General features: G+C 70.3%; 10 protein-coding genes. 8 read left to right on the top strand and 2 right to left on the bottom strand.

Annotation, left to right across the window (positions count from 1 at the left end):
- Positions 1 to 128 precede the first annotated feature (128 nt).
- Entirely contained in the window at positions 129 to 2,471 is a 2,343-nt protein-coding gene (locus tag SD626R_RS12575; RefSeq protein ID WP_092566684.1) for a DEAD/DEAH box helicase, read from the bottom strand.
- Between the two features lie 192 nt (positions 2,472 to 2,663).
- Here SD626R_RS12575 and SD626R_RS12570 point away from each other — a divergent pair, with 192 nt between their 5' ends.
- The 8 genes from SD626R_RS12570 to SD626R_RS12535 all read left to right on the top strand — a co-directional run bounded on the left by SD626R_RS12570 (position 2,664) and on the right by SD626R_RS12535 (position 10,979).
- Positions 2,664 to 3,026: a hypothetical protein gene (locus tag SD626R_RS12570; protein WP_092566683.1), complete on the top strand. Its 363-nt coding sequence runs from the start codon at positions 2,664 to 2,666 to the stop codon at positions 3,024 to 3,026.
- A gap of 115 nt (positions 3,027 to 3,141) precedes the next feature.
- A complete protein-coding gene (locus SD626R_RS12565; protein ID WP_092566682.1) occupies positions 3,142 to 7,182 on the top strand; it encodes an LAGLIDADG family homing endonuclease in 4,041 nt (1,346 codons plus the stop codon).
- Positions 7,183 to 7,527: a DUF7854 family protein gene (locus tag SD626R_RS12560; protein ID WP_241996634.1), complete on the top strand. Its 345-nt coding sequence runs from the start codon at positions 7,183 to 7,185 to the stop codon at positions 7,525 to 7,527.
- A 39-nt stretch (positions 7,528 to 7,566) separates the two neighbouring features.
- The gene (locus SD626R_RS12555; RefSeq protein ID WP_092566681.1) at positions 7,567 to 7,905 is read left to right on the top strand and encodes a DUF7855 family protein; all 339 of its coding nucleotides are present in this window, start codon (positions 7,567 to 7,569) and stop codon (positions 7,903 to 7,905) included.
- On the top strand, positions 7,902 to 8,690 hold the full coding sequence (locus tag SD626R_RS12550; protein ID WP_394324703.1) for a DUF7856 family protein: 789 nt from the start codon (positions 7,902 to 7,904) through the stop codon (positions 8,688 to 8,690). Before SD626R_RS12555 ends, SD626R_RS12550 begins: the two co-directional genes overlap by 4 nt.
- A 52-nt stretch (positions 8,691 to 8,742) precedes the next feature.
- Complete coding sequence (locus SD626R_RS12545; protein WP_092566680.1) at positions 8,743 to 9,555, top strand: DUF7857 domain-containing protein; 813 nt, start codon at positions 8,743 to 8,745, stop codon at positions 9,553 to 9,555.
- A complete protein-coding gene (locus SD626R_RS12540) occupies positions 9,552 to 10,202 on the top strand; it encodes a MinD/ParA family ATP-binding protein (protein WP_092566679.1) in 651 nt (216 codons plus the stop codon). The genes SD626R_RS12545 and SD626R_RS12540 overlap by 4 nt, the downstream gene beginning before the upstream one ends.
- Before the next feature lie 60 nt (positions 10,203 to 10,262).
- Complete coding sequence (locus SD626R_RS12535; RefSeq protein ID WP_092566678.1) at positions 10,263 to 10,979, top strand: M48 family metalloprotease; 717 nt, start codon at positions 10,263 to 10,265, stop codon at positions 10,977 to 10,979.
- A 24-nt stretch (positions 10,980 to 11,003) separates the two neighbouring features.
- Here SD626R_RS12535 and SD626R_RS12530 read toward each other — a convergent pair whose 3' ends face one another.
- The gene (locus tag SD626R_RS12530) at positions 11,004 to 11,309 is read right to left on the bottom strand and encodes a HalOD1 output domain-containing protein (protein ID WP_092566677.1); all 306 of its coding nucleotides are present in this window, start codon (positions 11,307 to 11,309) and stop codon (positions 11,004 to 11,006) included.
- Between the last annotated feature and the right edge of the window lie 51 nt (positions 11,310 to 11,360).

Below are 11,360 nucleotides of genomic sequence, written 5' to 3'. Positions count from 1 at the left end.
CTCATGCCTCCCCAGCCTCGTCGCTGGCGGCTGGCGCCGCCAGCGACTCCCTCGCACGCGCTCCTTCGCCCCTATGGGCGCTCGGAGGCGCGCGCCACCGCCTTCTCTACTTCCGGAATCAGACGCCCCTACTCCACGCGAACCGTCCGCGTGGCCCTGACGGGCATCAGCGGTAGGTCGGGGAAGACGACCTCGACGACGAACTCAAGCTCGTCGGCGTCGGGCGGCCCGAACACGCCGACCGGGACCGTCGTCTCCCCGTCGAGGTACGTCGTCGTCGCCGTCATCTCCACGTCGTTGACGGTGACTCGGATCCCCGTGCGCGCGCTCCCGGAGACGGTCGAGACCGCGACCTCGCACATCTCGTTCTCGCCGACCGCGATGGCGTCGGGGAAGTCGCCCCAGTCCACGTCGACCCGTGGGCAGTCGCGCGCGGCGTCGACGATCCGCTCGGCGACGGACGCGCTCATGCCGGTCTCCTCCAGCGCGCTCGCGCCGGCGTCGACGACGGCGGCGGGGGAGGTGAGGCCGGCGTCGGCGAGCCGCTCCGCGCGGCCGGAGCCGACGCCGTCGATGGCGGTGAGCGCGACGGCCTCGCGCGAGACGCCGTGCTCCACGCGCGCCTCGACGCGGCACGCGAGGTTGGCGGCGCGCGGGCCGGCGAACCGGTCGAGGAACTCTGCGAGCGCCGCGAGCAGGCGGAGCGCGTTCTGGCGGATCACCCACGCGTCGGAGCGCAGGTCCGAGGGGATCGAATCCGCCATCCCCGCGAGGAGGATCGCGAACACCTTGCGGTGGCCGTCCTCCAAGTCGGTGTCGTGGCCGTCGAGGATGCGGTCGATCGCGTCCGACTCGGCCGACCGCGCCGAGACGGAGTCGAACTCCCCGGCCGACGCGACGGTTTCGAGGATCCGGTCGACCGTGAGGGTCTCGCGGTCGGCGAGCCGCCGGAACCGGCGGGCCGTGTCCAGCCGCAGGTAGTACTTCGAGGCGAGCCGCCCCAGCGCCGTCGGCTCGGTCGCGAGGTCGTCGTCGGCCGCGACGAAGCCGTCGTCGACGAGCGAGTCGAGGGTGTCGCGAACGCGGTCGCGGAGGGTGGAGAAGTCGTACTCCTCCGGCTTCGACGCCGCGCGGACGTAGTAGAAGGTGGTCTCCAACCACGCCATCACGTCTTCGAGCCCGCGGATCGTCCCCATCGCGATCTCGGCGTTGAGGTGCGATTCGAGGTCGGCCGCGAGCCGCGACTCGATCTCCTTGCCCTCGCGCAGCAGTTTCCGGTACTTGTCGGCGTCCGCGCGGTCGCAGACCACCCAGCCGTACCCCACATCGTCGTACACCGGGCGGCCGGCGCGGCCGAGCATCTGGAGCACGTCCAGCGGCGAGATGTCGGTCTCCCCCTCCAGCGGGTCGTGGTACTTCGTGTCGCGGATGACGACGCAGCGGGCGGGGAGGTTCACCCCCCACGCGAGCGTCGACGTCGAGAAGAGGAACTTGATCTTCCCCTGCTTGAACCACTCCTCGACGCGGTCGCGGTCCTCCTTCCCGAGCCCGGCGTGGTGGAAGCCGACGCCGTCGGTGACCGACTGACGGAGCGTGTCGTTGGTCAGCTCCTTCGCCTCGTTGTGGAAGTCGTAGTCGTCGCGGGAGTCGATCGGGATGTCGCGGTCGGTGATCTCGTCGCGCGCCTTCTTCGCGGCCTGGACCGTGTCCTGTCGCGAGGAGACGAACACGAGCGCCTGCCCGTCCTCTCGCACGTGCGGCTCGGCTAAGTCGAGCGCGCGGTAGAGCCGCCGGTACTTGTCCGCGAAGGCGTTCGAGCCGTGCGAGTACGTCTTCACGCCCGTCTCTAGATCCACCGGGCGGTACTCGTCGCCGAAGGCGTAGGTCGTCTCCGCGGGGGCGTCGAGCCACTCCGCGACGTCGTCGATGTTCGGCATCGTCGCCGACAAGGCGACGACGCGGGGATCCTGCAGGCGGCGGAGCCGCGAGACGGTCACCTCCAGCACCGCCCCGCGCTTCTCGCTGTCGAGCAGGTGGACCTCGTCGATGACGACGCAGTCGACGTCGGTAACAAACGAGTACCGCGCGGAGTCGTGTTTTCGGGTCGCGCTGTCCGCCTTCTCGGGCGTCGTCACGAGCACGTCCGCGCGCTCGGCGCGCCGGGGGTTCAGGTCGCGCTCGCCGGAGACGACGTACACCGAGTAGCCGAGCTCCTCGAAGCGCTCCCACTCGCTCTCCTTCTCGTTGGTGAGCGCGCGGAGGGGGGCGACGAAGAGGGCGGTGCCGCCCTCCGAGAGGGTCTTACAGATCGCGAGCTCCGCGAGCGCTGTCTTGCCGGAGGCCGTCGGCGCCGACGCGACCACGTTGTGGTCGGTCTCCAAGATTCCGGGGAGCGCCTCGCGTTGCATCCGGTTGAACTCCTCGAACCCGAAGGCGTCGGCGAACTTCGGCACCGCGTCCGCGACCTTCACACCGCACCACGCCCGCGGGCGACCGGACGGCGACCGAGAGTCGTTCGCATCACGTCGAACCGGGGGCTCCAGCGCAAAGGCGTTTCTCATGTGGGCGGCGGGCGCCCGGTCGGCGCGGCGAGCCGGGGTCGCCCGGCCCGGACCTCGCCGCCGACCCCGAGCGTTTAGGTGACCGGGCGTCAACCGACCGATATGATCCCGTCGGACCCGATCGTCGTGGGGGCCGTGGCCGTGATCGCCCTGCTCGTCCTGCTCGCCGTCGCCAGTCGGCTGCGCGGGCCCTCGGGCGAGGCGCGCGAGTCGAAGCGCGCCCACGACGCCGCACAGGAGCGCGAACCGCCGGTCGAGATCGGCGAGACGTACGAGTTCGGCGTGACCGAACTCACCGATCATCACTCGGGCGAGGAGGTCGCCGTCGGCAAGGTCGAGGGGTTCGTCCTCTTCGCCGAGGATATCCCGAGCGACCTCGCGACAGGCGACGTGATCCGCGCCAAGGTGCTCTCGTTCAACGAGGGACGCACCTCGGCCGACGCGACGTTCGTGACGAAGGCGTAGCGGGACCGCGTCCGGGCCGAGCGGGACCGCGTTCTGGGGTCGAACGGGCCCCGTCGCGGTCCACCTCCGCCCCGAGCATGAGGTTCATACGTGGTGGCGACGAAGGGGTTTCGTAATGGCTCAGGCCGGGAATCAGGACCTCACGGAGCGGTTCATTCAGTTCTACCGCAACTACTACCGCGAGGAGATCGGCACCCTCGCGCAGCGATACCCCAACGAACAGCGCTCTCTGTACGTCGACTACGACGATCTGTTTCAGTTCGACCGCGACCTCGCCGAGGACTTCCGCACGAAGCCGGACCAGATGCGCGAGTACGCCGAGGAGGCGCTGCGGCTCTACGACCTCCCCGCGGACGTCAGTCTCGGGCGCGCACACGTCAGGATCGAAAACCTCCCCGAAAGCATCGACATCCGGGGAATTCGAGTCCACGACGATCACATCGGGAAGCTCGTCTCCGTCAAGGGGATCGTCCGCAAGGCGACCGACGTGCGCCCGAAGGTGACCGAGGCCGCCTTCGAGTGCCAGCGTTGCGGCACGATGACGTACATCCCCCAGAGCGACGGCGGCTTCCAGGAGCCCCACGAGTGTCAGGGCTGCGAGCGACAGGGTCCGTTCCGCGTCAACTTCGACCAGTCGGAGTTCATCGACTCCCAGAAGCTCCGGATCCAGGAGTCGCCCGAGGGGCTCCGCGGCGGCGAGACGCCGCAGTCGCTCGACGTCGACATCGTCGACGACATCACCGGGAAGGTGAGCCCCGGCGACCACGTCACCTGCGTCGGCGTCCTCCACATCGAGCAGGTCGAGCAGGGCAACGAGAAGTCCGCCATCTTCGACCTGTACATGGACGGGGTCTCCATCGCCATCGAGGACGAGGAGTTCGAGGACATGGACATCACCGAGGCGGACAAACGCGAGATCATCGAGCTCTCCAACCGCGACGACATCTACGAGGCGATGGTCGGCTCCATCGCGCCCGCTATCTACGGCTACGAGGAGGAGAAGCTCGCGATGATCCTCCAACTGTTCTCCGGGGTCACCAAACACCTCCCCGACGGGTCGCGGATCCGCGGCGACCTGCATATGCTACTTATTGGCGACCCCGGAACAGGCAAATCTCAGATGATTTCGTACGTAGAAAACATCGCGCCCCGCTCGGTGTACACCTCCGGGAAGGGGTCGTCCGCCGCGGGGCTGACCGCCGCGGCCGTCCGCGACGACTTCGGCGACGGACAGCAGTGGTCGCTCGAAGCCGGCGCGCTCGTCCTCGCAGACAAGGGGATCGCCGCGGTCGACGAGCTGGACAAGATGGACTGCGTCACCGGCGACGCGCTGGTGACGCTCGCGGACGGGCGCGTCGAGCGCATCGACGAGCTGGCGAGAGAGGCCGCCGAAAACGGCGACATCGAGGAGCTCTCGAACGGTCGTCGCATCCGCAACGTCGACCTCGACGTCTGGTCGATGGACGAGAAGGGACAGCTGGTCGAGCGTCCCGTGTTCTCGGTCCACGAGTACGACGCGCCGTCGGAGCTAACCCGGGTGACGACGGAGACCGGGGAGTCGCTGACCGCGACGGCCGATCACCCGTTTTTCGTCCTCGACGACGGCGAGCGCGTCGAGCGCGAGGCGGCCGCGCTCGACGCGGGCGACTGGGTGTACGTTCCCCGCGAGATTCCGACGAAGGCGGCCGACGGCGGAACGATGGCCGCGAACGGCGGAGACGGGCCGGCGGCCGAGCCCGTTGACGGCGGAGGCGTCGACGCCGCGATGGCGAGCGTTCTCGGGTACCTCTCCGGGGACGGGAACGTCTTCTACGACCGCGACGAGGGAGTCTACGGCGTCCGGTTCACCAATACCGACGACGAACTGCTCGCCGACTTCAAGCGAGTGGCACGGGCAGCGTTCGATGCAGAGCCGACCCGTCCGCCGAGCGAGAAGCGTGACGACGGCACCGAGACGGTTCGAGTCACCGGGAAGGAACACGCTGACGCCGTCCTCGACGCGGGGATGAATCTCGGTCGATACGACGAGAAGTGCTTCCCGACCGCAGTTTCGACGGGAAACCGCGCGGCGAAGGCCGCGTTCGTCCGTGCGCTCGCCGACAGCGAAGGCCACGTCGACGAGTCGGCGGGCAACGTTCGGATAGCGTCGGCGAGCCGGGACCTGCTGGAGGGCACGCGAACCCTCCTCTTACAGTTCGGCGTGTCGAGCCAGATCCAGCATCGCGGGCGAGACGGGAGCCGAGACGTGTACTACCTCACGGTGACCGACGCCGACTCACTCACGGCGTTCCGCCGCGCTATCGGGTTCACCGCCTCCCGAAAAGCGGAAGCGCTTGACCGCGTCGTCGACGCCGCCGACGGCGACCGCACGATTGTCGACGTGGTCCCGGAAATCGACGACATCTTGGCGCGGTCTCGCGAGTCGCTCCGGCTTCACCAGAGCGAGTGCGGGCTCAACGCGGTCACGTATCACGACTTCGAGAGCAGGACCGCGAACGCGTCACTTCACCGGGCCGGACGGATACTCACGGCGTTCGAAAACAGGCTGGACGCGGCCGCCGAGGATCGGCGTCGGCTCGACGAGACGGCGACGTGGGAGACGCTCGCGGAGTTGCGAGGCCGGTACCACGTCTCGCAGTCCGAGTTGGCCGAGGGGACGGCGCTGTCACAGCAGCAGATCTCTCGCGAGTGGGGCGATAACGACGAGGTTCGTCGGCTGATAACCGATCGACTCCGGGAGATTCTCACCGAAGTCGAGGCGACCGATCTCGGCGACCTCCGCGAGTTCGTCAGGGGCGACGTGAAGTGGCGCCGCGTCGAGTCGGTCGAAACCGTGCCGCCGGAGTCGACCGAACACCGCGGCGAGGTACTCCGACAGCGTCTCGCCGACATCATCGGCGGGCCAGTCGAAACCGCGGAGCGACGGGCTCGCGAGCTCCTTGCCCGTGGCCCAGTCGGCGAGACGCGACCGGAACTGGCGGCGGCGCTCGACGCGTACGGCGTCAGTCAGGCGGATGTGACATCGAGATTTGACGTGAGTCAGGCGACCGTGTCACGGTGGCTATCCGGCGCCGTCGAAACGGACCGACTCGGGGAGCTGCGTGAGGCCGTCGTGGAAGAAATAAACACCGTCGAAGCGGAACTCCGGTCGCTCCTGGCTCGGATCGAGGACGGACAACAGCCGAAGGTGTACGACCTGACCGTCGAGGGGACGCACAACTTCGTCGCGAACGGCGTGGTCGTGCACAACTCCTCGGACCGCTCCGCGATGCACGAGGGCCTCGAACAACAGAAGATCTCCGTCTCGAAGGCGGGAATAAACGCGACGCTGAAGGCCCGCTGTTCCCTGCTCGGCGCGGCGAATCCCAAGTACGGCCGGTTCGACCAGTACGAGCCGATCGGCGAGCAGATCGACTTAGAGCCCGCGCTCATCTCTCGGTTCGATCTCATCTTCACGGTGACGGACAGCCCGGACCCGGAACACGACTCGCGGCTGGCGAAACACATCATCAAGACGAACTACGCCGGGGAGCTCAACACGCAGCGCGAGGAGCTGGCGAGCTCGGAGTTCACCTCGGACCAGGTGGCGGAGGTAACCCAGGAGGTCGCTCCGGAGATCGACGCGGAGCTGCTCCGGAAGTATATCGCCCACGCGAAGCGGTCCTGTTACCCGACGATGACGGAGGAGGCGAAGGAGCTGATCGAGGAGTTCTACGTCGACCTGCGCTCGAAGGGCGCCGACGAGGACGCCCCGGTGCCGGTCACCGCCCGGAAGTTGGAGGCGATGGTGCGGCTCGCGGAGGCAAGCGCGCGGCTCCGGCTCTCCGACACCGTCGAGCGCGAGGACGCCGATCGCGCCACCGACATCGTCGAGTCCTGTCTCAAGGACATCGGCGTCGACCCCGAGACGGGGCAGTTCGACGCCGACGTCGTCGAGACGGGCACGTCCAAGAGCCAGCGCGACCGGATCAAGAACATCAAGGGGCTCATCGCCGACATCGAGGAGGAGTACCAAGAGGGCGCGCCCGTCGACGAAGTGCTCGACCGCGCCGGCGAGATCGGGATGGACGCGGGGAAAGCGGAAGATCAAATCGAGAAGCTCCGCACGAAGGGCGAGGTGTACGAGCCGAAGCAGGGACACCTGCGCTTGACGTAGATGGACCGGATCTCCGCGATACGGAACGTCGAGGACGCCCTGCGCGCGTTCGAGAACGGCGAGGCCGACCTCGCCGACACGGAGCGCCGGGTGGCGGCGGTGCTCCGGACCTACGCCACAGAGTTCGACGGCGACGGGGACGTGTTCCGGGCGGTCGGCGACGAGCCGGTCGACGGGCGCGTCGTCGTCGCCCCCTCCGCGCCGGCCGCCCGCGAGCGCGTGCTCGCGCTCTCCGAGGTCGACGTGAGCGACGTGGAGGAGACCGATAGTTTAAGATACGTTATAAGCGACGAAAACGACGCAGTCCCCGATTTCGAGGTCGAACGAGTAAGCGAATCGGAGTAGTCCGGAACCGATAAGTTCGCCCTCCGATCAGCCGCGTTCATGCTGCTGATCGTGACGTATTCGGAGGCGGCGCGGACTGGCCTTCGAAACCTCTGTCGACGCCATGAGGAGCCGGTCGTTCGGCGGTTCGGGCGAGCGGCGCTGCTCGACGCGACGGAGTACGCCGCGTTTCTCGCGGTGCGGCTCCGGGAGTCACACGGCGGCGACGTCCAGATCGAGCGGACTGAGCCGTTCAACGAGTTCGTCGCGCTCGAAGACGCAGTCCGCGAGGCCGCGAGCGCGTACGCGGATCGGGACGCGAAGTCGACGCCGTACGCCGCGTTCGCGGCCGGAACGCAGCATCCGAACCCGGATCGATTGAAGGGCGAGGAGCTGTGACGGGCGCGTCGGAGCCGGCGGCGCCGGAAGAGCCCGCGGATCCGGGCGATCCCCCGTTTCCCGTGCCCGCGGCGGTCCTCGGTCGGATACCGACCGGGACCAGCCTCCGTCGGGAGCTCGCGGCGGCGGCCCGGTCCCGGGGGCGCGAGTCGTCGGTGAGGGACGATCTCGGTCGGCTCTGCGACGAGATCGCGGCGATCGAGGTCGACACGGTCGATCTCGCCGCGGCCCGTCGACGGGTCGCGGAAGCGAGCGGCGAGGAGGAGCGACTGAAGGAGCGCGTCGCGGCGCTCCGCGGCGACGTCCGGGCGCGGAGAGCCGTCGAGGCGGAGACCGACGACGCGCTCGGTGACCTCGAGTCCGCCGCGGCGGAGCTCTCGACCGCGCAGACCGAACGGATCGCGGCGGAGCAGGCGCTCGAACGGGCTCGGAAGCGGGCCACCCGCGCTCGGGACCGACGCGAGCGACGGCTCGAACTTGAAGACCGGCTGCGGAACCGACATCGAGAGGCGCGCCGCGAACTCGCCGGTGAGGTGTATCCGGCGTTCCGCGACGCCCTGGCGGCGGTTCCCGGCGCCGCTCCGCAGCGAGCCGGCTCGGAACCGTCGGAGTACGACGGGCCGCGACTCGCCGCGTCGCTCGCAGCGGTCCGGATCGCCGATCTGGACGCCGCTGTCGCGCTCGGCGCCGAGGCCGCGAGCTGGATCGACGAACGCGGGGAGAAGCCGCCGGAGGCGGTACTCGACGCGGCAGTCGTCCGTCCGGACAGCGCGCCCGACTCGTGATCGGGGTCGGCGTCGGACGGAGGTTTATCAGCGATACCGCGTCAGCCGGCGTATGGATCTCTCGTGGACCGTCGACCGGGCGGGCGACGCGTCGCTGGTGCGCTGTCGGGTGCGCAACGACGACGCCGTTCCGCGACGCGTGCGGATCGAGAGTCGGTTCGAGGCGCCGGTGCTGCCGCCGCGACGCGGCGGCGTCCCGGCGGACGGGTGGGACGCGAACGGGGTGACCCTGCGGATAGGTCCGGACGAGCGTCGCGGGTTCGGCTTCGCGACACCGGCTCCGCCCGTCGATCCGCCGGTGGAGATCGCCGAGGTCGAACCGATCGAGCCGACCGGCTCGGACGGGTCCGCTCGGGAGGTCGTCGGTTGCACCGCCGACGGGAGAGACGCCGGCTCGACGCCGGCCGCCGCGCTCCGCGAGCTCGCCGAACACCGACCGCCGCGGGCGGCGGTGGACGGGGACCCCGAGGTCAACGACCGCCCGGAGGACACCGCGGGGGCCGGAGACGCGCGCGGTTCTGACCGTGATCGCGACGAGGCCGAGAGCGACGATGACGCGGATGGCGGCGACGATACCGAGGACGACGACGGCGCGCTCGCGCGGGCGGATCCCGGTTCGGTCGACGACTGGTTCGCCGCGGTCGAGTCCCGGATCGACCGGGCGGAGCGACTGACCGGCGCCGACGTCGCGACGGCGACGGAGGTGGTCGGGGACGCGGGCGGCGTCGACCCGCTCGCCGATCTCGACGATCGGATCGACGACGACGCGGAGCGGCTCCGGGCGGTGAGCGAGCGCGCGGCGGCGCTGGCGGAGCGCGCCGCGGAGACCGACGTCCCGGTCGACGCGCTGGAGCGACTCGCGTGATCCTCGCCGTCGCCGGCGGTAAGGGCGGCGTGGGGAAGACGACGCTCGCGTACAACGTCGCCGCCGCGCTCGACGCGGTCGTCGTCGACGCGGACCTCGGCATGGCGGACCTCCCGGGCGGCCGCGGGCCGAACCTCCACGACGTCCTCGCCGGACGTGCCGATCCGACGGAGGTAGTTCGGGCCGGTCCCGTTGACATCGTCCCCTGCGGGCGAACGCTCGCCGGCGCCCGCGCCTGCGACCTGTCGGCGCTGAGCGACGCGACGGCGGCGATCGAGCGGGACCACGGGACCGTCGTCCTCGACTGCCCGGCCGGCCGGCGAGCGGACGCCGGCGTCCCGCTCGCGGTCGCGGACGCGTGCCTGCTGGTCGTCTCCCCGCGGGCGTTCGCGCTGGCCGACGCGGTCCGAACGCGGGAGCTCGCCCGCGAGCTCGACGCCGGCCTCGTCGGCTGCGCCGTCAACCGCGTGACTGAGGAGCCGCCGACGGAGGCCGTCGCCGACGCGCTGGAAGCGCCGGCGGCCGCGGTCCCGGCCGACCCGCGAGTGGGTCGCTCCGTCGCCGCGGAGCGGCCGGTCGTCGACGCCGCGCCCGACAGCGACGCGGCGCGGGCGATCAAGGAGTTGGCCGGTCGGGTCCCTCGCTGACGGGCCGCCCGGCGCGGGGACATCGGGTCGTTTTACCCGGTCGGGGCCGGACCGTGGGTCATGCTCACGGTCGCGTTCCTCGTCGGCGTCGCCGTCGTCGCCTTCCTCGCGGTCGAGGTCGGGCCCCTCTACGCCGCCGACCGCTTCCGCGACCTCCGGGAGCCGACCGGCGAGGAACGAGCACGGCTCGCCTCGCTCCGCGAGACCGCCGGGCTCGACGTCGAGCGCGTCGCGATCGAGACCGACGACGGGGGGGCGGGAGACGAGGAGGCCGCCGACGGATCGACGACCGACGAGGACAGCACGGGGATCGGGCGGGTCGAGGTCGGCGTCCGCGGCCCGCCCGGCAGGCGAGTTCTGTTCGTCACAGAGGGCGTGCTCGACGACCTCGACGAGGACGTTGCGATCGGCCTCCTCGCGGCCGAGGCGGGACGCGTCGAAACGTACTACGGCGAGTTCCGCGCGGTCGCGGTCGCGGCGGTGCTCGCGGTGCTGGCGGCGGTCGTGACGGTTACCGTGCCGTTTCAGGCCGGGTTCGCGTCGCTCGTCGCCGTGGGGCTCGCCGCGTTCTGGGTCGGCCGGCGGGTACAGTACGCGGCCGACGGCCGCGCCGCGGACGCGGTCGGCGCGGGGCGCGTCGCCGACGCCTTCGAGCGCGCCGCCGCGCTCCACGGGGTCGAGCCCGAGACGGGCGACTGGTCGACGTGGTTCGAGGTCCAGCCGCCGCTCGGCGACCGGATCGCGGCGCTTCGAGAACGGGCGGGCGGCGGGAGCTGAGAGGGTCGATGCGACCGGGGATCGCTACTCGATCGGTCGGGCGACGACCTCGTCGGGATCGACCCGCACGTCGTACTCGGCGACGGTGAACGAGAGGGTAATATCGCCGTCGGGGCCGCGCCCGACGAGCGAGTCGAGCGCGTCGGAGTCGACGTGGTCGTACAGGACGATGTCCGCCTCGTCGGCGAGTGCGGTCGGCTCGACGCCGGCGAGGTCGGCGAGCGCCTCGACGACCGCGCGGCTCGGGGATCGGTCGTCGGGGCCGTGGGCGACGCGGACCGCGCCGCGGAACGAGCCGGCGTCGGAAGCGCTCGTCGGAACACTACTCATACCTTCTTCCTCTCCGGGGTCATATATAAACGCTCGCCGCCGCTAATTGAA

The sequence above is a fragment of the Halorubrum sp. SD626R genome (assembly GCF_001261915.1).
Lineage (GTDB): Archaea > Halobacteriota > Halobacteria > Halobacteriales > Haloferacaceae > Halorubrum.
The sequence above is the reverse complement of the archived record's forward strand: the minus strand, read 5'-3'. Positions and strand labels throughout refer to the sequence as shown.